At 44.0% G+C, this 20230-nt stretch carries 30 protein-coding genes and 1 pseudogene; 27 read left to right on the top strand and 4 right to left on the bottom strand.

What is annotated here, in order from left to right; translation table 11 throughout:
* The 22 genes and pseudogenes from rpsC (at position 1) to B3Q46_RS16095 (ending at position 11841) form a co-directional block, all read left to right on the top strand.
* Positions 1-817, top strand: a pseudogene (gene rpsC / locus B3Q46_RS16200) (30S ribosomal protein S3).
* Positions 757-1170: a 50S ribosomal protein L16 gene (gene rplP, locus B3Q46_RS16195; protein ID WP_004786917.1), complete on the top strand. Its 414-nt coding sequence runs from the start codon at positions 757-759 to the stop codon at positions 1168-1170. The pseudogene rpsC and the gene rplP overlap by 61 nt, the downstream one beginning before the upstream one ends.
* A complete protein-coding gene (gene rpmC, locus B3Q46_RS16190; RefSeq protein WP_004786915.1) occupies positions 1170-1367 on the top strand; it encodes a 50S ribosomal protein L29 in 198 nt (65 codons plus the stop codon). The genes rplP and rpmC overlap by 1 nt, the downstream gene beginning before the upstream one ends.
* Positions 1364-1621, top strand: a complete 258-nt coding sequence (gene rpsQ, locus B3Q46_RS16185; protein WP_004786913.1) for a 30S ribosomal protein S17 — start codon at positions 1364-1366, stop codon at positions 1619-1621. The genes rpmC and rpsQ overlap by 4 nt, the downstream gene beginning before the upstream one ends.
* Positions 1622-1712: 91 nt before the next feature.
* Complete coding sequence (gene rplN / locus B3Q46_RS16180) at positions 1713-2081, top strand: 50S ribosomal protein L14 (RefSeq protein ID WP_001982634.1); 369 nt, start codon at positions 1713-1715, stop codon at positions 2079-2081.
* Positions 2082-2090: 9 nt separating this feature from the next.
* A complete protein-coding gene (rplX, locus tag B3Q46_RS16175; protein WP_004786911.1) occupies positions 2091-2408 on the top strand; it encodes a 50S ribosomal protein L24 in 318 nt (105 codons plus the stop codon).
* Between the two features lie 16 nt (positions 2409-2424).
* Positions 2425-2961: a 50S ribosomal protein L5 gene (gene rplE / locus B3Q46_RS16170; RefSeq protein ID WP_004786908.1), complete on the top strand. Its 537-nt coding sequence runs from the start codon at positions 2425-2427 to the stop codon at positions 2959-2961.
* 9 nt (positions 2962-2970) lie between these two features.
* Complete coding sequence (gene rpsN / locus B3Q46_RS16165) at positions 2971-3276, top strand: 30S ribosomal protein S14 (protein WP_004786907.1); 306 nt, start codon at positions 2971-2973, stop codon at positions 3274-3276.
* Positions 3277-3288: 12 nt separating this feature from the next.
* On the top strand, positions 3289-3684 hold the full coding sequence (gene rpsH, locus B3Q46_RS16160) for a 30S ribosomal protein S8 (RefSeq protein WP_004786905.1): 396 nt from the start codon (positions 3289-3291) through the stop codon (positions 3682-3684).
* Positions 3685-3697: 13 nt separating this feature from the next.
* On the top strand, positions 3698-4231 hold the full coding sequence (gene rplF / locus B3Q46_RS16155) for a 50S ribosomal protein L6 (protein WP_004786903.1): 534 nt from the start codon (positions 3698-3700) through the stop codon (positions 4229-4231).
* Between the two features lie 14 nt (positions 4232-4245).
* Positions 4246-4596 carry a 50S ribosomal protein L18 gene (rplR, locus tag B3Q46_RS16150; RefSeq protein ID WP_004281497.1) on the top strand — a complete coding sequence of 117 codons (351 nt, stop codon included), beginning with the start codon at positions 4246-4248 and terminating at the stop codon, positions 4594-4596.
* Between the two features lie 2 nt (positions 4597-4598).
* A complete protein-coding gene (gene rpsE, locus B3Q46_RS16145; RefSeq protein ID WP_004786901.1) occupies positions 4599-5096 on the top strand; it encodes a 30S ribosomal protein S5 in 498 nt (165 codons plus the stop codon).
* Positions 5097-5102: 6 nt separating this feature from the next.
* Positions 5103-5279, top strand: a complete 177-nt coding sequence (gene rpmD / locus B3Q46_RS16140; RefSeq protein WP_004786899.1) for a 50S ribosomal protein L30 — start codon at positions 5103-5105, stop codon at positions 5277-5279.
* A 3-nt stretch (positions 5280-5282) separates the two neighbouring features.
* Complete coding sequence (gene rplO, locus B3Q46_RS16135) at positions 5283-5723, top strand: 50S ribosomal protein L15 (protein WP_004786897.1); 441 nt, start codon at positions 5283-5285, stop codon at positions 5721-5723.
* 45 nt (positions 5724-5768) lie between these two features.
* Entirely contained in the window at positions 5769-7088 is a 1320-nt protein-coding gene (gene secY / locus B3Q46_RS16130) for a preprotein translocase subunit SecY (protein WP_286716937.1), read from the top strand.
* Positions 7089-7108: 20 nt separating this feature from the next.
* Complete coding sequence (gene rpmJ / locus B3Q46_RS16125) at positions 7109-7225, top strand: 50S ribosomal protein L36 (RefSeq protein ID WP_000867907.1); 117 nt, start codon at positions 7109-7111, stop codon at positions 7223-7225.
* A 107-nt stretch (positions 7226-7332) separates the two neighbouring features.
* Positions 7333-7689 carry a 30S ribosomal protein S13 gene (rpsM, locus tag B3Q46_RS16120; protein ID WP_004786893.1) on the top strand — a complete coding sequence of 119 codons (357 nt, stop codon included), beginning with the start codon at positions 7333-7335 and terminating at the stop codon, positions 7687-7689.
* Positions 7690-7708: 19 nt separating this feature from the next.
* Entirely contained in the window at positions 7709-8095 is a 387-nt protein-coding gene (rpsK, locus tag B3Q46_RS16115) for a 30S ribosomal protein S11 (RefSeq protein ID WP_001040166.1), read from the top strand.
* A 12-nt stretch (positions 8096-8107) separates the two neighbouring features.
* Positions 8108-8734 (top strand): 30S ribosomal protein S4, encoded by a 627-nt coding sequence (gene rpsD, locus B3Q46_RS16110; protein ID WP_004786890.1) that lies wholly within the window; start codon positions 8108-8110, stop codon positions 8732-8734.
* A 16-nt stretch (positions 8735-8750) separates the two neighbouring features.
* Complete coding sequence (locus B3Q46_RS16105; RefSeq protein WP_004786889.1) at positions 8751-9758, top strand: DNA-directed RNA polymerase subunit alpha; 1008 nt, start codon at positions 8751-8753, stop codon at positions 9756-9758.
* Between the two features lie 18 nt (positions 9759-9776).
* Complete coding sequence (gene rplQ / locus B3Q46_RS16100; RefSeq protein ID WP_004786886.1) at positions 9777-10142, top strand: 50S ribosomal protein L17; 366 nt, start codon at positions 9777-9779, stop codon at positions 10140-10142.
* Between the two features lie 208 nt (positions 10143-10350).
* Entirely contained in the window at positions 10351-11841 is a 1491-nt protein-coding gene (locus B3Q46_RS16095; RefSeq protein WP_286716742.1) for a flavin-containing monooxygenase, read from the top strand.
* A 53-nt stretch (positions 11842-11894) separates the two neighbouring features.
* Here the strand turns inward: B3Q46_RS16095 and B3Q46_RS16090 are convergent, their stop codons facing one another.
* Entirely contained in the window at positions 11895-13067 is a 1173-nt protein-coding gene (locus B3Q46_RS16090) for an acyl-CoA dehydrogenase family protein (RefSeq protein WP_286716740.1), read from the bottom strand.
* Between the two features lie 182 nt (positions 13068-13249).
* On the opposite strand from B3Q46_RS16090, the gene B3Q46_RS16085 reads away from it, so the two are divergent.
* From B3Q46_RS16085 to B3Q46_RS16065, 5 genes are all read left to right on the top strand, one after another.
* Positions 13250-13507: a succinate dehydrogenase assembly factor 2 gene (locus B3Q46_RS16085; RefSeq protein ID WP_125278962.1), complete on the top strand. Its 258-nt coding sequence runs from the start codon at positions 13250-13252 to the stop codon at positions 13505-13507.
* Positions 13500-13886 carry a hypothetical protein gene (locus B3Q46_RS16080; protein ID WP_286716736.1) on the top strand — a complete coding sequence of 129 codons (387 nt, stop codon included), beginning with the start codon at positions 13500-13502 and terminating at the stop codon, positions 13884-13886. Before B3Q46_RS16085 ends, B3Q46_RS16080 begins: the two co-directional genes overlap by 8 nt.
* A gap of 546 nt (positions 13887-14432) precedes the next feature.
* Entirely contained in the window at positions 14433-15473 is a 1041-nt protein-coding gene (locus B3Q46_RS16075; RefSeq protein ID WP_286716734.1) for a hypothetical protein, read from the top strand.
* A 72-nt stretch (positions 15474-15545) separates the two neighbouring features.
* On the top strand, positions 15546-16118 hold the full coding sequence (gene rrtA, locus B3Q46_RS16070; RefSeq protein WP_005233757.1) for a rhombosortase: 573 nt from the start codon (positions 15546-15548) through the stop codon (positions 16116-16118).
* A gap of 177 nt (positions 16119-16295) precedes the next feature.
* The gene (locus B3Q46_RS16065) at positions 16296-18578 is read left to right on the top strand and encodes a TRAP transporter large permease subunit (RefSeq protein WP_286716732.1); all 2283 of its coding nucleotides are present in this window, start codon (positions 16296-16298) and stop codon (positions 18576-18578) included.
* Positions 18579-18626: 48 nt separating this feature from the next.
* Here the strand turns inward: B3Q46_RS16065 and B3Q46_RS16060 are convergent, their stop codons facing one another.
* Genes B3Q46_RS16060 through B3Q46_RS16050 form a run of 3 tightly spaced genes read right to left on the bottom strand, consistent with a single transcriptional unit; the run spans position 18627 to position 20209 of the window.
* Positions 18627-19502: a DMT family transporter gene (locus B3Q46_RS16060; RefSeq protein ID WP_286716730.1), complete on the bottom strand. Its 876-nt coding sequence runs from the start codon at positions 19500-19502 to the stop codon at positions 18627-18629.
* 60 nt (positions 19503-19562) lie between these two features.
* On the bottom strand, positions 19563-19982 hold the full coding sequence (locus tag B3Q46_RS16055) for a hypothetical protein (protein ID WP_286716728.1): 420 nt from the start codon (positions 19980-19982) through the stop codon (positions 19563-19565).
* A 14-nt stretch (positions 19983-19996) separates the two neighbouring features.
* The gene (locus B3Q46_RS16050; protein ID WP_171064841.1) at positions 19997-20209 is read right to left on the bottom strand and encodes a YheV family putative zinc ribbon protein; all 213 of its coding nucleotides are present in this window, start codon (positions 20207-20209) and stop codon (positions 19997-19999) included.
* Positions 20210-20230: the final 21 nt, after the last annotated feature.

Below are 20230 nucleotides of genomic sequence, written 5' to 3'. Positions count from 1 at the left end.
ATGGGTCAGAAGGTTCATCCAATCGGTATCCGCCTAGGTGTTGTGAAACGTCATAACGCTAACTGGTATGCGAGTCCGAAACAATACGCTGAATACTTGCTTAAAGATTTGCAAGTTCGTGAGTTTTTAACTAAAAAACTTAAGAATGCAATGATCAGCAATATTCTTATCGAGCGTCCAACAGGCGCTGCTAAAGTAACTATTAGCACTGCTCGTCCTGGTATCGTAATCGGTAAAAAAGGCGAAGACATTGAGAAATTACAACGCGAATTAACATCTATTATGGGTGTTCCTGCGCAAGTAAGTATCAACGAAATTGATCGTCCAGACTTAGACGCGCGTCTAGTTGCTGAAGCTATCGCTTCTCAATTGGAAAAACGTGTAATGTTCCGTCGTGCTATGAAGCGTGCGGTTCAAAACACTATGCGTGCTGGTGCGAAAGGTATCAAAGTAGAAGTTTCAGGCCGTTTAGGTGGTGCTGAGATTGCTCGTACTGAATGGTATCGTGAAGGTCGTGTACCTCTACATACTCTTCGTGCAGATATCGACTACGCGACTATGCGTGCTGAGACTACTTACGGTACGATTGGTGTTAAAGTTTGGATCTTCCGTGGTGAGATCTTGGGTGGCATGAAACAAGTCATGAACCCAGCTCCAGCTGAAGAACGTCCAGCTAAACGCGGTCGCGGTCGTGGTGAAGGTCAAGAGCGTCGTGGTCGTCGCAATGATCGTTCTGCTGAAAAAGGAGAATAATCCATGTTGCAACCTAAACGTACTAAATTCCGTAAGGTGCAAAAAGGCCGTAACACTGGTCTAGCTCACCGCGGTAGCTCAGTATCTTTTGGTACTATCGCACTTAAATCAATCGAACGTGGTCAAATGACTGCACGTCAAATTGAAGCAGCGCGTCGTACAATTAGCCGTCGTATTAAACGTGGTGGTAAAATCTTTATCCGTGTATTCCCGGACAAGCCAATTACTTCTAAACCACTTGAAGTGCGTATGGGTAAAGGTAAAGGTTCTGTGGAATACTGGGTTTGCCAAATCAAACCAGGTAAAGTCTTGTACGAAATTGATGGTGTTAACGAAGACCTAGCTCGCGAAGCGTTTACGCTTGCTGCTGCTAAACTTCCGTTTAAAACCACTATCGTGACTCGGACGGTAATGTAATGAAAACTAAAGATCTACGTGAAAAGTCGGTAGAAGAGTTGACAGCTTTGCTTGATGAGCAACAGCTAAACCAATTCCGTCTTCGTATGGCGAAAGCAACTGGTCAATTGGGTAAATCGCACGAAGTGCAATTGACTCGCAAGACTATTGCTCGTATCAAGACCCTCCTTACCGAAAAACAGGGGAACGGACAATGAGTGAAAATACAGTCCGCACGTTAACAGGCAAAGTAGTAAGCGACAAGATGGAAAAATCTATCGTTGTTCTTATCGAACGCCGTGTTCAACACCCGTTGTATGGCAAATCAATCCGCCGTTCAACAAAATTACATGCTCATGATGAGAACAACACAGCTAAAGTTGGCGACGTTGTAACCATTAAAGAAAGCCGCCCAATGTCTAAAACTAAGTCATGGACTTTAGTTGAAGTTGTTGAAGCAGCTGCTGAGTAATTAACGTTCTTGTTGCATCATCGGTCAATTTCGAGTACTCTTTGAGCCTTTCGAAATTGTGACCGGTGATGCTCGGTTTTGGAGTAGGGCAATGATTCAGACCGAAACGATGCTCGACGTAGCAGACAACAGTGGTGCTCGCCGCGTACAATGTATTAAAGTACTTGGTGGTTCACATCGTCGTTATGCTTCTGTTGGCGACATTATTAAAGTTACTGTAAAAGAAGCAATTCCACGCGCACGTGTTAAAAAAGGTGACGTGATGAATGCAGTAGTTGTACGTACAAAATTCGGTATCCGTCGTCCAGACGGTTCAGTGATTCGTTTCGACGATAACGCTGCTGTTATTTTGAACAACAACAAAGCGCCGATTGCAACTCGTATTTTCGGACCAGTGACTCGTGAACTTCGTACTGAACAGTTCATGAAAATTATTTCATTGGCTCCTGAAGTTCTATAAGAGGCGATCATGGCTAAGATTAAAAAAGGCGATCAAGTAATTGTGATCGCAGGTAAAGAAAAAGGCAAACAGGGTACTGTTCTGTCTGTTTCTAATGACCGCGTTAAGGTTGAAGGCCTTAACTTGGTGAAGAAGCATCAAAAGCCGAACCGTGTTACTGGCGCTGAAGGCGGCATCGTAACTCAAGAAGCTTCGCTTCACATTTCAAACGTGGCAATTTTTAATGCTACAACCCAAAAGGCTGACCGTGTTGGTTACCAAACGATTGATGGCGTGAAAACTCGCGTATTCAAATCTAATGGTGAATCAGTGGCGGTAGCGAAGTAATAGGTTGAAAAAGGCAATGGCCAGACTTAAAGCACGTTACAACGACGAACTTAAAGCTCAATTAAAAGAACAATTGGGAATTAAGAATGTGATGGAGATCCCTCGCATCACTAAAATCACTATCAACATGGGTGTTGGTGCAGCTTCTGCTGACAAGAAACTCCTTGATGGTGCTCTTTCTGATATGCAAGCTATCGCTGGTCAAAAACCAGTTCTTACGTTAGCTCGTAAATCTATCGCTGGTTTCAAAATCCGTGATGGTTGGCCGATTGGTTGTAAAGTTACTTTACGCGGCGAACGTATGTACGAATTCTTAGACCGTCTGATCTCGATTGCGATTCCTCGTATCCGTGACTTCCGTGGTTTCTCTGCGAAATCATTTGATGGTCGTGGTAACTACTCAATGGGTCTTAAAGAACAGATCATGTTCCCTGAGATCGATTTTGACAAGATTGACCGTATTCGTGGTATGGACATTACCATCACTACGACTGCTCGCACCGATGACGAAGGCCGTGCGCTAATGCGTGCATTCGGCTTCCCGTTCAAATAAGAGGTCGAAATGGCTAAGAAAAGTATGATTAATCGCGAATTGAAACGCGAAGCTACTGTTGCTAAATACGCTGCAAAACGTGCTGAATTAAAAGCAATCATTGCAAACGTAAATGCTTCAGATGAAGAACGTTTCGATGCGATGATGAAATTACAAGCATTACCACGTAATGCATCTCCAGTACGTCTACGTAACCGTTGTGGTTTAACTGGTCGTCCTCATGGTTACTTCCGTAAGTTCGGCTTAAGCCGTAACATGGTACGCGATAAAGTAATGCAAGGTGATGTACCTGGCGTTGTTAAGGCAAGCTGGTAAGGAGCACTATAAATGAGTATGCAAGATACCGTTGCCGACATGCTAACACGTGTTCGTAACGCACAAATGGCAAAGAAACAAACTGTTTCTATGCCTAATTCTAAGTTGAAAGTTGCGATTGCTAACGTACTTCAACAAGAAGGTTATATTTCAAACGTAGAAGTTGCTGAAGTTGAAGGCAAAGCAACTCTTACTTTGACTTTAAAATATTTTGAAGGCAAGCCAGTTATCGAAACTGTGAAACGCGTAAGCCGTCCAGGTCTGCGTCAGTATCGCGGTAAAGATGCACTTCCAAGCGTTAAGCAAGGTTTAGGTATTGCAATTGTTTCTACAAGCAAAGGCATCATGACTGATCGCGCTGCACGTGCTGCAGGCGTTGGTGGTGAAGTTATTGCTTTTGTTTCTTAATAGGTGATTCCTCATGTCTCGTGTGGCTAAAGCCCCAGTAACTGTACCTAACGGTGTAACAGTTACTCAGAACGGCCGGCAGGTCGAAGTGAAAGGCAGCAAAGGTACATTGTCTTTCAACCTGCATGCGCTGGTCGAGCTAAAACAGGAAGACGGTACTCTAGTTATTGCTCCTAAAGCTGAATCTAAAGACGCTTGGATGCAAGCTGGTACTGCTCGCGCTGTGCTTAACAACCTTGTAAAAGGTGTAAGCGAAGGTTTCGAACGTAAGTTACAACTTATCGGTGTTGGTTATAAAGCTGCGGTTAAAGGTAACGTTGTTAACCTTAACCTTGGTTTCTCTCACCCGATCGACTATACGCTTCCTGAAGGTGTAACTGCTGAAACTCCAACTGCAACTGAAATCGTACTTAAATCTGCTGATAAAGCAGTTCTAGGTCAAGTCGCTGCAGATATCCGTGGTTACCGTCCACCAGAGCCTTATAAAGGTAAAGGTGTTCGTTATTCTGACGAAGTTGTACTTCGTAAAGAAGCTAAGAAGAAATAAGGCGCGAGGTTCTTATGAACGAAAAGAAACAATCCCGTTTGCGTCGTGCGAAAAGCACACGCTTGCACATCCGTGCATTGGGTGCGACTCGTTTGTGTGTAAACCGCACTCCGCGTCACATCTATGCTCAAGTTATCTCAGCAGATGGCGGCAAAGTATTAGCGCAAGCTTCTACTCTAGACGCTACTCTACGTGCGGGTACTACTGGTAACGTTGAAGCAGCTCAGAAAGTAGGTGCTTTAATCGCAGAACGCGCTAAAGCAGCTGGTGTTACTAAAGTTGCATTTGACCGTTCTGGTTTCAAATATCATGGTCGTATCAAAGCCTTGGCTGATGCTGCCCGTGAAAACGGTTTGGAGTTCTAATCATGGCTAAAGTTGAACAAAACGAAGGTCTTGTTGAAAAGCTGGTTGCCGTTGATCGTGTAGCCAAAGTTGTTAAGGGTGGTCGTATCTTCTCTTTCACAGCATTAACTGTTGTGGGTGATGGTAATGGTCGCGTAGGTTTTGGTCGTGGTAAAGCGCGTGAAGTTCCAGCTGCTATTTCTAAAGCACTTGAAGCTGCTCGTCGTAACATGATTACTGTTGACCTTGTTGATGGTACTGTTCAGCACCCTATCAATGCTCGTCACGGTGCAAGCCGCGTTTACATGCAACCTGCTTCTGAAGGTACTGGTGTAATTGCTGGTGGCGCGATGCGTGCAGTTTTAGAAGCTGTTGGCGTACGTAACGTATTAACTAAATGTTATGGCTCTACAAACGCTGCTAACGTAGTAAACGCGACTTTTAACGGTTTGCGTGATATGACTTCTCCTGAGAAAGTTGCTGCGAAACGTGGTTTAACAGTAGAACAAATTCAAGGGTAATCAATCATGAAAACGATTAAAGTTACCCAGACTAAATCTGCATCGCACCGCTTGAAAAATCACAAGCTGAGCCTGAAAGGTTTAGGTCTGCGTCGTATTGGTCATACTGTAGAAGTGCAAGATACGCCTTCTAACCGTGGTATGATCAACCAAGTCTACTATATGGTTAGTGTAGAGGAATAAGCCATGACTCTGCGTTTAAATACAATTGCACCTGCAGAAGGTGCTAAGCGTGACAACCTTCGTTTAGGCCGCGGTATCGGTTCTGGCGTTGGTAAGACTGGTGGTCGTGGTATCAAAGGTCAAAACTCACGTAAGAGCGGTGGTACTCGTCCAGGTTTCGAAGGTGGTCAAACTGCACTTTATCGTCGTTTGCCTAAATTCGGTTTCACTAGCCAATTGGCTTTGAAAACTGCTGAAGTACGTTTATCTGAGCTTGCTAAAGTTGAAGGAGACATCGTTTCTCTTGAAACTTTAAAAGCTGCGAACGTTGTACGTAAAGACATGACTCGTGCTCGTATCGTACTTTCTGGTGAAATTACTCGTGCATTCACTGTACAAGGTGTTGCATTGACTAAAGGCGCTAAAGCTGCTGTTGAAGCTGCTGGCGGTAAAGTCGAGGAGTAATCCCCAGTGTCTATGACTCCTAGTTCTTCAGGTCATGTCAACATGATGAAAGGCCAACCATTTCATGTGAAATACCGTGAAATTATTCATCGAATGATGTTTCTCATTGGTGCGTTGTTGGTGTTTCGACTAGGAGCGCATATTCCAGTACCAGGGATTAATAATGCTGCGCTAGAAAATCTGTTTAATGCAAACCAAGGTACCATCCTTGGTTTGTTTAACATGTTTTCGGGTGGTGCATTAGAGCGAATGTCGATTCTTGCTTTAGGGATCATGCCATACATCTCTGCATCGATTATCGTGCAGTTGATGTCTACTGTGGTTCCTCAGCTCGAAGCTTTGAAAAAAGAAGGCGAGCAGGGCAAACGTAAGATTAACCAATACACACGACAAGGCACGCTGTTCCTTGCACTTGTGCAAGCAATTGGTATGTGTGCTGGCCTGATCAGCCAGGGAATTACCCTGACCTCTGGTCTGGCTTTTTATGTTCCTGCAGTAACCTCATTGGTTGCGGGGACCATGTTCCTGATGTGGCTGGGTGAACAGATTACCGAGCGTGGGGTGGGCAATGGTATTTCCATGATCATCTTCGCAGGTATCGTTGCAGGATTGCCGACTTTAGTTATGCAGTCTCTAACTTCAGTTGATAATGGCCAGTCTAGTCTAATTGGACTAGCAATTTTTGGTCTGTTATCGATTGCTGTACTAGCAGCGATTGTATTTATCGAGAAGGCGCAACGTCGTATTCCGGTGAACTATGCCCAAAAGCAGCAGGGACGTCGTGTATTTACTGCACAGCAAACGCATTTGCCATTAAAAATTAATATGGCGGGTGTAATTCCGGCAATTTTTGCCAGCTCTTTACTTTTGTTCCCAGCGAGCTTAGGTCAGTGGGTTGGTAGTTCGGATCCAAGTGCAGGAATTATCAAGCGTAGTCTACAAGACTTGGCATTGGTGTTATCGCCTGGTCAGCCGTTGTATTTGGTGCTCTTTGGTGCGTTAATTATCTTTTTCTGTTACTTCTATACAGCACTGGTATTTAGTCCTAAAGAAGTGTCAGAGAACTTGAAACGCAGCGGAGCTTACGTGCCTGGTATTCGTCCAGGTGAGCAAACTGCTCGTTACTTAGATCATATTCTCAATCGTTTGACCTTTATTGGCGCGATATACATCACTGTCATCTGTTTAATGCCGATGATTCTGCAAAGCTCTTTTGGTATTCCATTTAGCTTGGGCGGAACATCGTTGCTGATCGTGGTAGTGGTGGTGATGGACTTTATGGCTCAGCTTCAAGCACATCTCACATCGCACCAGTATGACAATCAAACGTTAATGAGAAAAACGACTGCTCATCCTAAGGGATAAGCGCACTTAGAGGTTTCATCATGAAAGTACAAGCTTCTGTAAAGAAAATTTGTGGTAGCTGTAAAGTTATCCGTCGTAATGGGGTTATCCGCGTAATTTGTAGCGCAGAACCTCGTCATAAGCAGCGTCAAGGTTAATCTGATCAAGACCTGTTGATTTCAGTAGGCGAATTGGGTTATTATCCGCCCCTCAAGATTTTTGTGGGGCGGTTGATTATCTCTACTGCCTTTTTGGAGAAAATTGAATGGCTCGTATTGCCGGTGTAAACATTCCGGATAACAAGCATGCTGTTATCTCTCTAACGTACATCTTTGGTATTGGTCGCCACACTGCTAAGTCAATCTTAGCTGCTGCGGGTATCCCAACTACTACTAAGATCCGTGAATTAGATGACGCTCAGCTTGATGCGATTCGTGCAGAAATTGCCAAGGTTCCGACCGAAGGTGATTTACGTCGCGAAATTTCCATGAACATTAAACGTTTAATGGATTTAGGCTGCTACCGCGGTCTTCGTCATCGTCGCAGCTTGCCTGTCCGTGGTCAACGCACCAAAACTAACGCACGTACCCGTAAAGGTCCGCGCAAACCAATTAAGAAATAAGATTTCTGGAAGCTAAAAGATGGCTAAAGATACTCGCACACGCAAGAAGGTCACTCGTACCGTCTCTGAAGGTGTTGCACACATTCACGCTTCTTTTAATAACACCATTGTGACTATTACCGATCGTCAAGGTAATGCACTGGCTTGGGCCACTTCAGGTGGACAAGGCTTCCGTGGATCACGTAAATCAACTCCGTTTGCTGCTCAGGTAGCTGCTGAAGTTGCTGGTAAAGCAGCTTTAGATTACGGTTTGAAAAACTTGGACGTCCTTGTGAAAGGTCCTGGTCCAGGTCGTGAGTCTGCGGTTCGTGCATTAGGTGCAGTGGGTTATAAAATTAACAGCATTACCGATGTGACTCCAATCCCTCACAACGGTTGCCGTCCACCTAAAAAACGTCGCGTGTAAGGAGAAACATTCATGGCTCGTTATATTGGTCCAAAATGCAAACTCTCTCGCCGCGAAGGGACAGACCTGCAATTAAAATCTGGCGTTAAACCATTTGACGTCAAAACTAAAAAACACGCTAAAGCTCCTGGTCAACACGGTGGAGCTCGTGGCGGTAAACAATCTGAGTACTCACTACAATTACGTGAAAAACAAAAAGTACGTCGTATGTACGGTGTTTTAGAGCGTCAATTTAGTAACTACTATAAAGAAGCTGCTCGTGTTAAAGGCGCAACTGGTGAAAACCTGTTGAAACTGCTTGAAAGCCGTCTTGATAACGTTGTTTATCGCATGGGTTTTGGTTCTACACGTGCAGAAGCTCGTCAGTTAGTATCTCACCGTTCAATCACTTTAAATGGCCGTCGCGTTAACATCGCGTCTATCCAAGTTAAAGCTGGTGACGTGATTGCAGTTCACGAAGGCGCTAAACAACAATTACGTATCAAAAACGCAATTGAATTAGCTGCTCAACGTGGCATTCCTTCTTGGATGGAAGTAGATCATTCTAAACTTGAAGGTACGTTCAAAGCTGCACCGGATCGTTCTGATTTACCTGCTGAAATCAACGAAAGCTTGATTGTAGAATTGTATTCTAAATAATCCTTGAGGTAGCAATATGACGCGTACTGCAAATGAGTTTCTAACTCCGCAAGCGATCAAGGTCGAAGCGGCAAGCGGGACCTCGGCAAAAGTTATTCTAGAACCCTTAGAGCGTGGCTTTGGTCATACTCTGGGCAATGCTTTACGTCGCATCCTTCTTTCTTCTTTACCTGGCGCTGCTGTGGTAGAAGTTGAGATTGAAGGTGTTGAGCACGAGTACAGTACTTTGGAAGGCTTGCAGCAGGACATCGTCGAGCTCTTGCTGAACCTGAAAGGATTGTCTATTAAGCTGTTCGATCAAAATGAAGCTTATTTAACATTAGAGAAACAAGGTCCAGGCGACGTAACTGCGGCTGACCTTCGTTTACCTCATAATGTTGAAGTGGTTAACCCTGAACACTTGATCGGCACATTAAGTGCATCAGGCAATCTTAAAATGCGCCTGAAAGTGGCTCAAGGCCGTGGCTACGAGACTTCTGACTCACGTTTCCCAGAAGGCGAGACTCGCCCAGTGGGTCGTTTACAGTTAGATGCATCTTACAGCCCGATCAAACGTGTGTCTTACACAGTGGAAAACGCTCGTGTAGAACAACGTACTGACCTTGATAAACTGGTCATTGATCTTGAAACCAACGGTACAGTTGATCCTGAAGAAGCAATCCGCAAAGCGGCAACAATCTTGCAACAACAAATTGCAATCTTTGTTGATCTTCAGAAAGATCAAGCTCCTGTGGCTCAAGAACCTCGTGAAGAAGTTGATCCAATTTTGCTTCGTCCAGTAGATGATCTAGAGCTAACTGTTCGTTCTGCTAACTGTTTGAAAGCAGAAAACATTTACTACATTGGTGATCTTGTACAGCGTACTGAGGTTGAGTTACTTAAAACTCCTAACCTTGGTAAGAAATCGCTTACTGAGATCAAAGATGTTCTGGCTTCCAAAGGCTTACAACTCGGCATGCGTTTAGAGAACTGGCCACCAGCTAGTCTCCGTATGGACGATCGTTTCGCCTATCGTAGCCGTTAATTAAGTAGGACTATCACCATGCGTCATCGTAATAGTGGTGTGAAATTAGGCCGTACAAGCAGTCATCGTAAAGCGATGTTCCAAAACATGGCTAACTCTTTGTTCGAGCACGAGTTGATCAAAACAACTGTGCCTAAAGCAAAAGAATTACGTCGTGTTGCTGAGCCTTTAATCACTTTAGCTAAAGTCGATACAGTAGCAAACCGTCGTTTGGCGTTTGCTCGTACTCGTTCAGCTGCAACTGTTGGTAAATTATTTACCGTTCTTGGCCCTCGTTACAAAGAGCGTAACGGCGGTTATCTACGTGTTCTTAAAGCGGGCTTCCGTGCAGGTGATGCTGCACCGATGGCTTACGTTGAGCTAGTAGATCGCGAAGTTAACTAATTTCGTGTAGAGCAGCAAACGTTGTTCGAAAAGGTCGGTTGAATAAACCGGCCTTTTTTATTGTCTTGTATTTACTCATTATCAGGCAGTTTAGAAATTTGTCCTGAAAAGATAAAGAAATGATCACTTTTATTTGAACTTGACATTGTGTATTGTCAATTTTGTGCTTTAATAAAAATATATGACAATGCTCAGGTAAAAGAAGAATATGGAAAAGCAAGTTGATATTTTAATTGTAGGCGCGGGGATCTCTGGAATCGGTCTGGCAGCCCATCTTTCTAAACATAGTCCTCAACGCTCATTCGAAATTATTGAACGTCGCGATAGCTTTGGCGGTACGTGGGACCTGTTTAAATATCCTGGTATCCGTTCAGATTCGGATATGTCGACTTTTGGCTTCAACTTTAAGCCTTGGAAAAAAGAAAGTGTATTGGCTTCCGGCTCGGCAATTAAAAACTATCTTGCAGAAGTGGTTCAAGAATTTAGCTTGAGCTCAAAAATTCATTTTCAACATCGCGTCATTAGTGCCAATTATGATTCAGCTTCACGTAAATGGTCAGTCGTAGTTGAAAACGCTCAGGGCAAAAAGCAGACCTGGATCGCTAACTTCGTTCTTGGCTGTACTGGTTACTACAATTATGATCAAGGTTTCCAGCCTGAATTCCCGAATCAGGAAGCATTCAAAGGTACATTCATTCACCCGCAACATTGGCCTGAAAATCTGGACTATAGCGGAAAAAAAGTGGTGATTATTGGCAGTGGTGCGACAGCGATTACCCTAGTTCCTGCCATGGTCAAAGGCGGAGCAGGGCATGTGACCATGTTGCAACGTTCACCGACTTATATCGCGTCAGTTCCTTCGATCGACATGATTTATTCAAAAATGCGTAAATTAATGCCTGAAGATGTGGCCTATAAGCTGACCCGTGCGCGTAATATCGGCATGCAGCGTGGTATCTATGCACTTGCACAAAAACAGCCAAAATTACTAAAAACATTATTATTAAAGTCTGTACAGTTCCAGTTGAAAGGTAAAGTGGACATGAAACACTTTACCCCGAATTATGAGCCTTGGGATCAGCGCCTATGTGTAGTGCCAGATGGGGATTTATTCAAAATCCTGCGTGAAGGTCATGCATCTGTAGAAACAGATCATATCGAGAAATTTACTGAAACTGGGATTCAGCTGAAATCAGGTAAACATCTGGATGCGGATATTATTGTGTTTGCTACTGGTTTAAATATTCAGATTCTGGGTGGTATTCAGGCCACGATAGACGGCAAGCCTTTGGATACGTCGAAGCATATGCTGTATCAGGGGGTGATGGTCAGTGATGTGCCAAATATGGCGCTGATTATTGGCTATATCAATGCTTCCTGGACCTTGAAAGTGGACATTGCCGCAGAATATATCTGCCGTCTGCTCAATTATATGGATCAGCATGGTTATGATGAAGTGATTCCAGAAGGGGATGCTACCGAATTACTTGAAGATACGGTGATGGGTAGTTTAACTTCAGGCTATATTGCCCGTGCAGCGGATGTGATGCCGAAACAGGGTAAGCATGCGCCTTGGAAAGTATCCAATAATTATCTAGCGGATCGTAAAGAGCTGAAAACTGCATCTTTTGAAGATGGAGTATTGAAATTCAAATTGAAATCCAGTGCCGTGCCAGCCAAGCCAAGATTGGTGTCTTAAGTGTACATATAGATAAAAGGAGTACCTGATGTACTCCTTTTTCATATTTCAAATTAGAGTGATCTGGAAATCAGTTCCTTCATGATTTCATTGGTTCCTGCATAAATGCGGTTCGCGCGATTATCCAGATACGCTCGTGCAATCGGATATTCCAGTATATAGCCATAACCGCCATGCAGTTGCAGGCATTCATCAACCACTTTGCTATACAGTTCAGAAATTTTGTATTTAGCAGCTGCGGCAGCATCAATTCCCAATTCCTGAGTAAGCTGTAGTTGCATACAACGGTCCAGATAAGCCCGACAAATTTCAATTTCGGTACGCAGTTCTGCCAGTTTAAAACGGGTATTTTGAAAAGCGCTGATCGGTTTGCCAAAGGCTTGACGTTCTTTGGTGTATTTCACTGTATGTGCGAATGCCGCTTCTGCCCCTGCCTGACATATGATGGCCACAATTAACCGTTCCCAAGCCAGTTCTTTCATCAGCATCATAAAACCCATGTCTTCCTGACCTAGCAGGTTTTCTTTAGGCACACGGACATTGTCAAAGAACAGTTCACAGGTATCCTGACCTTTCATGCCGATTTTATTTAAGGGCTTACCTTTACTAAATCCTTCACGATCTGCTTCGACCATAATTAAAGACAGGTTGGCAGAGCCTTTCTCTCTATGACCCGTCTTACATACCACAATTGCCATATCACAAAGATATCCATTGGTAATGAAAATTTTAGATCCATTAATCACATACTCATCACCTTCTAATACCGCACTGGTGCGTACTGCCTGCAGATCTGAGCCAGTTCCGGGTTCGGTCATCGCAATTGCTGTGACCACTTCACCTGTTGCCATTTTCGGGAGCCATTGTTGCTTTTGTGCTTCATTGCCAAAGTTCAGAATATAATTGGCCACGATATCGGAGTGCAATGAAAATCCTGTCGCAGAGTCGCCTGCATAGGCCTGTTCCTCGATCAGGATCATGCTGTATAAGCGATCCACCCCTGAACCGCCATAAGCTTCAGGCATCGTGGCACAGAGAAGGCCAAGTTCACCGGCTTTATTCCAGAGCTCACGATCGATATGCTGTTGCTGTTCATATTTTTCTGTATGAGGAGTCACTTCCTTTTCATAAAATTTACGGACCGTCTCCCGAAAGGCTTCATGTTCATCATTGAAAAGTTGACGTGGCAGCATGCTGGCCAATGGACGGATCGCGCTCGAATGCATCTTATAATTCCCTTATTGTGATGTTTTATTTAACTTAAGATAGAGCAGACGAGGGAGCAATGAGCTGAATGTTCAAATCTGGGGAATCTACTGATGCTTTTGGTCATTTGTATGAAATACCTCGAAATTCAGCAATGGCTTAAGGTAAACTACTCAGGTTTGTAACGAGTTGGGAAAATTCGATGACTGATGACATCACCTTAGAAGAGCGCAAAGTGATTTATCGCGCGCGTCGTGGCTTGAAAGAGATCGATGTATATTTTGATCCCTACGTGAAAAACTATTATCTCAATGCTGATCCCTTCGAAAAAGAGATGTTTGCTGAGCTGGTTGCACAGGAAGATCCGGACCTGCTGGACTGGTTTATGGAAGTGTCAGAACCCCCACGCCCTGAATTAAAAGATTTTATCAAGAAGCTTAAATTTTACGTTCATGGATAATCGCTGTTTCAGGCTGAAACGCAGTAAGTGTGCGCTTGTGTTTCAGCTTTTTATTTTCGCTGTATTGATGTTCTTGCTGTATCAGTTATTGCCTGTAATAATGTGGCTGGTTTGTGGCGTCATCGGTCTGGTCATCTACCAGTTGTTTTATCGTAAGACACCGCACATTGAGCAGTTTGAATATCTGGATGGACGTGAATGGTCACTGACAGCAGCTGCGCAAGGTACACGGCGAGTGTTGATCAGTCACGTGATTGATCACCAAGCTTATATCGTGGTGTATTTCCAACATGCAAAAGCACGTCCGTTGCTCATCTGGTGTGATCAGTTGCCTTTTAAACAATGGAAGTCTTTGAAAGTTTTAACAAAAGTACTTTAATTGTCCGACAAATGAGATTCCGAAATTTTAAATAAATTGATTAAAAATAAATATTTATACGCTAATCCGCTTAAATTGTCAGACAAAAAAATTATATTTCTCTGTAAAAACAATGAATTGTCTGACAATTTTTCAGCTGCTTTTTTTATAAGCAGGTACATTTAAGTCACCAACAGCGAACACAGGAGATCATGATGGAATTTCCAATGTGAATGTTTTTGATCGTTGCGATTGTGATGGTCCTAGTCATAGGACGGCTGGGAACGGTGCTGAAGGACAGATTTTCACCTAAATAACAGAATTAAGCTCGAGAACCTATTTTCTTCTCGACTTGCCAAGTTGATAAGTAGCATGTGCTGAACCGTCGCAATGCTACTTTTTTTTTGCCCAAAATTTGGGATTTTATCTACTACAGTCAATTGCAGCTGGGCGATTTAATGGCAAAGTGTCTGGTTTAAATTAGAGTAAATACTCTTTTATTCGTTATATGCTTCTGATATGTTTAGCAGAATAATGGACATAATCACAATTATAGAGGACAGGAAAATGTCGAGCGTCCGAAAAATATGCCAAGGTATGGCGACCATTGCAATAACAACAACAGTTCTAACAGGATGTTCTCAGGTCATTAAAACCGGTGCCAATGTGGCGCTGGGTTTCACTGAAAAGCATATTGTTCCACCAATCCTGGCGATGGATGATGCCGAGATGGTGTGTAATTCCGGGAATTCTTTAACGCCGGCTATCATGTCGACCAAGGAAATGGGGGCTGATCCGACTCGTGTTGCAGTACTGATGTATTCTGCAGCCGGAATTTGTGCCGAGCAGAAAGCGCTGGATGCAGAGCTACGGTATCTGCGTGCTTCTAAAGTCAATCAGGTGACTGAAGCTCAGGATGCGCGGATTGAGCAGAAACGCTGGGCTGCATTGGCTGCACAACGCCAGTACACGGGTTATCAGTTATTCCAGACTCGTTATGAGAAAAAATATAAAAAAGCGCTGGGTGAAAGCTGCCCACGCATGAACAGTGATATTGAACAGACAGTTTATCTGCTAGGCATGCTGAGTGGCTTGCAAGCCATGACCAATGACATTAACTCGGGTGGGGCCGTACAAGTACCTAAAGATATTGCGGCTGTGGTTGAGCGTGGCATGACCTGTCTGGATAATACCAAATTCTGGGGCGCACCAAATGCAACCCGTGCTGTCATCTGGACTTTATTGCCAGGGGCAGGTGATGGAAAACCTGATCCTTACCAAACTCTGAAACAGTCAGTACAAATCGGTGAGCAAAAAGGTGTACGTTTATCACATGCCTTATATGCTGTAGCGGCACAGGCTAGTGGGGATGATGCCAAAATTCGTGATGCATTAAGAACCTTTGATCAGGCACGTAGTGATGAAAAACCGGTCAATCCTCAGTTCAAGCTGATCGACAGTATGGCTGCCATTATGGTGAATGGTATTTCTGACCGTTACTGGACTGAAAATACCGGTATTCGTAGTGCAGATGATGGCATGCAGACCTTCTGGGATGAAACAGATAATTCCTCAGAACTGGATGATCTGTTCAGCGCTGATCTATAATTTAATGAAAAATTAAGTGAATGATGCTCATAGAGGTCATTTTCAATATGCTGAAAGGAGTTCAAGGAGCCGATGCAAGATCAACATCTTCGACGAAAAATTATTTTTCTGGCGGCTTTTGTCTCTCTTTCAGCGAGTTTGCAAATCTTTAACGATGCTTTCATCTACTGGCAGGAAAGCCTGCTCGGGGAATTCTGGCGGCTCTGGACTGCGCACTGGGTGCATGTCGGCTGGGCCCATTATTTTCTGAATATTCTTGCCTTTATTTGTCTACCTTTCATTTTTCCCCGTGCATCTGTGTGGCATTTCGTCTCAATTCTTTTGATTCTGCCACCGTTGATCAGCCTGAGTTTTTATTTTTTCCTGCCAAATATTGAAGCATATGCAGGACTATCCGGGGTATTACATGGGGCCTATGTCGCAGTCGCCTGTGTGCATCTGCTTTATCAACGTGAACGTGGATTTGCCGTACTGGTATTATTTTTAATCTTTGCCAAACTGATTTGGGAAAATACCATTGGAAATCAGGAAACTGCACAACTTATTGGCAGTCCGGTACTGGTCGAAGCGCATTTGTTAGGGGTGATCTGGGGAGTGGTAGTCGCATTGCTCTATATCTTGGGTAACTATGTTGGGGATAGCTGAAACTGTTGGCAAAAAAGACAAAAAGAAAAGATAAATTGTCATTTTTATTCTGCTGATTTTCATGCAGAGTCAAAACAGAAAATAATGATACTGACCCTTGTAAAGGAATTTTCGGGGCAGACAGGAAGACCAGCGCTTAAAAGAATGTAAGGCGCGAAAATAAGAATAGGAAAATACATGCACAACGATAATCAAAACAGATCAGGATTAGGTCTGTTACGTTATATTTGGACAGAGTGGATCTCGACCTTTGTCGTGCTCATCTTGCTCTTACTGACCTTAGTGATTGGAACCGGGGAAATGATTCATGGTCAGTTACTGCGTATGGGCGAGCGTCTGTATGGTGATCCGGCGACAGGCATGCAATATTCGTTTTTGCGTGCTGAACCGAAAGCACCACAATGTGATCGTAATATTAATGTCGATCAAAAAGTTCAGGAGCAGATGAAAGCAGATGCCGCCGATGAATATGCCGATTTCTTCGGTGTACGTTCTGAAGCGGATGTGCGTGCTGCAGTTATGCAGGCACAACAGGTCTGTGAAGAGTCCTACCAGTTCTATGACAAGGCGATGACGCATATTGAAGCGCATCCAAGTATTCGCGCTTATCGCAGTTTTGAAACCTCATTCTTTGGCATTTTCAAGTTTGGGACTGAAAACCGTGCCTTACTGTTGATTATCATGGTGGTATTTGCTGCAATCAGTGCGACATTAAAAACCCATCATATCGGTCTACGTAGCCCAGCCACCCGTATCGATTTCAAAGTCTATTCCGTGGCGATGGTGATCGCGAACAGTTTCCTAGTCTATTCTTCCTATAGCCAATATATGTCGGTGCTGAATTCCGGGGTGCCGATGGGAGACATGAAGTATGTCTACTGGCTATGGATGATTCTCTTTGGAACATTGACCCTGATCAGTTTGTACCAAGTCATTAAGCCACCTCAGGCGACCCGAGAAGGGGGTAGTTTCGGACTGGCTTTCTTAAGCATCCCACTGTATGCCTATATGGCTATCAGTACCGGGTTTAACTTTGTCTTCTTGATGGATTACCCGATGGGTCAGGGCATCTATCTGGGGCAACTCGTTGAATTTTCGAGCATCTTCCTGAATTTAGCCTTATTTATCTGGGCCGGTATGTTGCTGAAACAAACCCGTGTCGTAGACATGTTCCTGAATATCCTGCGTCCATGGAATCTGGCTCCAGAAACCTTGACCTGGTTAATCCTGCTGGCAGCTGCGCTACCTACTGCTTATACCGGTGCATCCGGGATTTTCGTGATTGCTGCGGGTGCAATCATTTATAAGGAAGTTTGGAATGCTGGCGGTCGCCGTCAGTTTGCCTTGGCAGCAACTGCGATGTCCGGTTCACTCGGTGTAGTACTTCGCCCATGTCTATTAATTGTTGTGGTGGCTTCATTGAACAAGGAAGTGACGACAGATATGCTGTATCACTACGGTGTCTACGTCTTCTTGCTCAGTTCAACATTGTTCCTGATCATTTCGCTATTCTTTGCTGAAAGCAAGTTCCGTATTGCTGCACCTGGTCTGGCTGCACCTCAGTCTGCACGTGCCTTTGTAAATGTGATTCCTTATATCGTGATTTTCATTCTGATCTGGCTGTTCTACAAATATGCCTTGTCTACAGATCTGAATGAATTTACTGCACCTGTCATGATGCCAGTCATTCTGTTGATGATCGTGCTATTTGATAAGTTACGTCATGAGCCTGCACCATTACCGCCAATGGGACATTGGGATGAAACCTTAACTACCACCTTAGGTTCAGCAAATACGCCTGCAATGGCGACCGCGGGTACAGCCATGAATGCTGAATATCGTGAAGCAGAGCATATTGAGCAGCAGGGCAGTGAGCTGGCTGTAGACCATGGTGTAAAACGTTCGACTGTTGGTGAAAGCCCGCGTCAAGTCGGCTTCTGGAAATCATTACACATTTCGACCAGTGAAACGGTTGGACACATTGGTGCGCTGGTGATCCTGATGGCACTGTCTGTCAGTGTGGGTGGCCTGCTGGAACGTATGGAAATTATGGAAGCGTTCCCGACAGATATCAGCAGTACCATTCTGGTAATTTCCATGATTGTCGGTCTGATGGTATTTGTTGGCATGATCATGGATCCGTTCGGTGCTGTGATCCTGATTTCAGCAACGGTTGCACCAGTCGCCTATCAGTATGGAATTCATCCTGTGCATTTCTGGATGATTACCTTGATTGGTTTCGAGCTGGGTTATGTGACACCGCCAGTTGCCCTGAATCATCTGTTAGCAAGGCAATCCATTGGTGATGCTGAGGTAGCCGAGGCGGATGCAGAAGTTCGACATAAGTCCTTCTATTACCGTTATGAGCGCTGGATTTTACCGATGATCGTGTTACTGCCAGCGATGCTGATCATTGCCTATATCCCTTATGTATTTAAACTCTTCGGCTGGTATCAGTAATTTAAGCAAATAAAAAAAGCACTTTCGGGTGCTTTTTCTATTGTGGCCTTAACGCAGCCTAAGCTTATTTTGTAAAACAGGACTGCAGAGTAGAATCCCACAAAATATCAATCCTAGTCCGAGCATACTATAGAGATCCGGAACTTCCTGCCAGAATATAAAACCCCATAAGCCAGCAAAGAAAATCGCAATATAGTTCACTGGCCCAATCTGACCAGCAGGTGCCAGTTTATAAGCATTGGATAGAAATAACTGGCTGGTATTTGCCAATAAACCGGCTGCAATTAAATAACCGAGTTCAGTCAGAGTATAAGGACGCCAATGCCAGAACATTGGAACCATGGAAATCAGGGTGCCGATCAGACAGAAATAAAACACAATCCGTTCTGGTGGTTCGGTCTGAGTTAGTGCGCGAACCGTGACAAAAGCCATAGCAGCCAGGAAGCTGGCACTCAAGCCAATCACAGACATTAGGTTAAATAAACCGGAATCAGGCTTAGCCACGCACAACACGCCAATAAAACCGATCGCAGCAGCCAGTAACATGCTTTGAGTGACTTTTTCTTTTAGAAACAGCCAGGCAATCAGTGGAATAAAAATCGGTGAGGAATAGGTGAAGACCATGGTATTGGAGAGCTTTAAATGTGCAATGGCATAGAAAAAGCCATACATCGCTGTCAGACCTGCGACAGAACGCCAGGTGCGCATCCAGAGTTTTTCAGTTTTAAAAAAGCTAATGCCTTTATTAAAGATTAATGGCAGAAAGATAAACAGGCCGACAAAATTCCGGAAAAATACCACCGTGGCATTGTCAACCGTGTGTAAGGCGAAGCGGATACAGACGCCCATGACTGAAAACAGAAAAGCGGAACAGGTCAGAAAGACAATTGCCCTAACCAGATGCGAGGGAGAGGCTACACTCATGAGAGAACTTAGCTAGAAAATCTGTGGATATTCTAGCTGAAAATCCCTAACTCATTCTGACTATTGTGCCAGTTGTGCTTCGAGTAACTTGATTTGTTCCTCTTTGAGTTTAATCAGCTCATCCGCATCACTATGCTGTTGCTTCAGGCTTTTTTCCTGCTCATTGAGCTGTTGCTGGATATCTTCCAGTTTGGCAATTTCTTCTTTCGCCAAAGTAGCATTCGCAGTAACTTCTTCTCTTATAATAGAGGCATCGACTAGGACATTTTCAGAAGTAGGCACAATTTCTTCCAGTTCAGCTTCTGCTTTAGGTGCTGCTTGTGTCACCGGTGCATGCATCAAGTCACCCTGATGTGCCGGTAATGTTTCATTTTGCGTGAGAAAAAACTGTGTAATTATTAAAACAGCAACAATCACAACAATTAATCCACTCACTATTCCCCATAAAAGTTTAGGATTTTGTCGATGATCTAGAGTCATTTAGGTTCCCGAAATTATTCTTTTGGCTGACGGGGTTTAAACTGAATCACACCAATTTCATCCGGAACGGCTGGTGACTCAGGTTCCTCGATATGGGTAGGACGGTTTTCTTCATACCCACATTCGATACATTCAATCCATTCAGCTTCACCAGAGGTCAGCATAACGATCCGATCTAACGCCTGACATTTAGGACATTTTGCGCCTGCAATGAAACGACGTTTGATAGCCATCATACTCACCCTGTA

The sequence above is a fragment of the Acinetobacter sp. UBA2581 genome, assembly GCF_002339435.1.
In the GTDB taxonomy this organism is placed as follows: Bacteria; Pseudomonadota; Gammaproteobacteria; order Pseudomonadales; family Moraxellaceae; genus Acinetobacter; species Acinetobacter variabilis.
The sequence above is the reverse complement of the archived record's forward strand: the minus strand, read 5'-3'. Positions and strand labels throughout refer to the sequence as shown.

Bases quoted from the DNA above. Each gene is read 5' to 3' on its own strand.
- rplF (WP_004786903.1), top strand. From the start codon at position 3,698: ATGTCTCGTGTGGCTAAAGCCCCAGTAACTGTACCTAACGGTGTAACA.
- secY (WP_286716937.1), top strand. From the start codon at position 5,769: ATGAAAGGCCAACCATTTCATGTGAAATACCGTGAAATTATTCATCGA.
- rpsK (WP_001040166.1), top strand. From the start codon at position 7,709: ATGGCTAAAGATACTCGCACACGCAAGAAGGTCACTCGTACCGTCTCT.
- B3Q46_RS16060 (WP_286716730.1), bottom strand. From the start codon at position 19,502: ATGAGTGTAGCCTCTCCCTCGCATCTGGTTAGGGCAATTGTCTTTCTG.
- rplO (WP_004786897.1), top strand. From the start codon at position 5,283: ATGACTCTGCGTTTAAATACAATTGCACCTGCAGAAGGTGCTAAGCGT.
- rpsQ (WP_004786913.1), top strand. From the start codon at position 1,364: ATGAGTGAAAATACAGTCCGCACGTTAACAGGCAAAGTAGTAAGCGAC.
- rpsD (WP_004786890.1), top strand. From the start codon at position 8,108: ATGGCTCGTTATATTGGTCCAAAATGCAAACTCTCTCGCCGCGAAGGG.
- B3Q46_RS16075 (WP_286716734.1), top strand. From the start codon at position 14,433: ATGTCGAGCGTCCGAAAAATATGCCAAGGTATGGCGACCATTGCAATA.
- rplP (WP_004786917.1), top strand. From the start codon at position 757: ATGTTGCAACCTAAACGTACTAAATTCCGTAAGGTGCAAAAAGGCCGT.
- rpsE (WP_004786901.1), top strand. From the start codon at position 4,599: ATGGCTAAAGTTGAACAAAACGAAGGTCTTGTTGAAAAGCTGGTTGCC.
- B3Q46_RS16090 (WP_286716740.1), bottom strand. From the start codon at position 13,067: ATGCATTCGAGCGCGATCCGTCCATTGGCCAGCATGCTGCCACGTCAA.
- rpsH (WP_004786905.1), top strand. From the start codon at position 3,289: ATGAGTATGCAAGATACCGTTGCCGACATGCTAACACGTGTTCGTAAC.
- rrtA (WP_005233757.1), top strand. From the start codon at position 15,546: ATGCAAGATCAACATCTTCGACGAAAAATTATTTTTCTGGCGGCTTTT.
- rpsM (WP_004786893.1), top strand. From the start codon at position 7,333: ATGGCTCGTATTGCCGGTGTAAACATTCCGGATAACAAGCATGCTGTT.
- rplR (WP_004281497.1), top strand. From the start codon at position 4,246: ATGAACGAAAAGAAACAATCCCGTTTGCGTCGTGCGAAAAGCACACGC.
- B3Q46_RS16095 (WP_286716742.1), top strand. From the start codon at position 10,351: ATGGAAAAGCAAGTTGATATTTTAATTGTAGGCGCGGGGATCTCTGGA.
- B3Q46_RS16055 (WP_286716728.1), bottom strand. From the start codon at position 19,982: ATGACTCTAGATCATCGACAAAATCCTAAACTTTTATGGGGAATAGTG.
- B3Q46_RS16065 (WP_286716732.1), top strand. From the start codon at position 16,296: ATGCACAACGATAATCAAAACAGATCAGGATTAGGTCTGTTACGTTAT.
- rplX (WP_004786911.1), top strand. From the start codon at position 2,091: ATGGCTAAGATTAAAAAAGGCGATCAAGTAATTGTGATCGCAGGTAAA.
- rpmC (WP_004786915.1), top strand. From the start codon at position 1,170: ATGAAAACTAAAGATCTACGTGAAAAGTCGGTAGAAGAGTTGACAGCT.
- rplE (WP_004786908.1), top strand. From the start codon at position 2,425: ATGGCCAGACTTAAAGCACGTTACAACGACGAACTTAAAGCTCAATTA.
- rpsN (WP_004786907.1), top strand. From the start codon at position 2,971: ATGGCTAAGAAAAGTATGATTAATCGCGAATTGAAACGCGAAGCTACT.
- B3Q46_RS16085 (WP_125278962.1), top strand. From the start codon at position 13,250: ATGACTGATGACATCACCTTAGAAGAGCGCAAAGTGATTTATCGCGCG.
- B3Q46_RS16105 (WP_004786889.1), top strand. From the start codon at position 8,751: ATGACGCGTACTGCAAATGAGTTTCTAACTCCGCAAGCGATCAAGGTC.
- rplQ (WP_004786886.1), top strand. From the start codon at position 9,777: ATGCGTCATCGTAATAGTGGTGTGAAATTAGGCCGTACAAGCAGTCAT.
- B3Q46_RS16080 (WP_286716736.1), top strand. From the start codon at position 13,500: ATGGATAATCGCTGTTTCAGGCTGAAACGCAGTAAGTGTGCGCTTGTG.
- rplN (WP_001982634.1), top strand. From the start codon at position 1,713: ATGATTCAGACCGAAACGATGCTCGACGTAGCAGACAACAGTGGTGCT.
- rpmJ (WP_000867907.1), top strand. From the start codon at position 7,109: ATGAAAGTACAAGCTTCTGTAAAGAAAATTTGTGGTAGCTGTAAAGTT.
- rpmD (WP_004786899.1), top strand. From the start codon at position 5,103: ATGAAAACGATTAAAGTTACCCAGACTAAATCTGCATCGCACCGCTTG.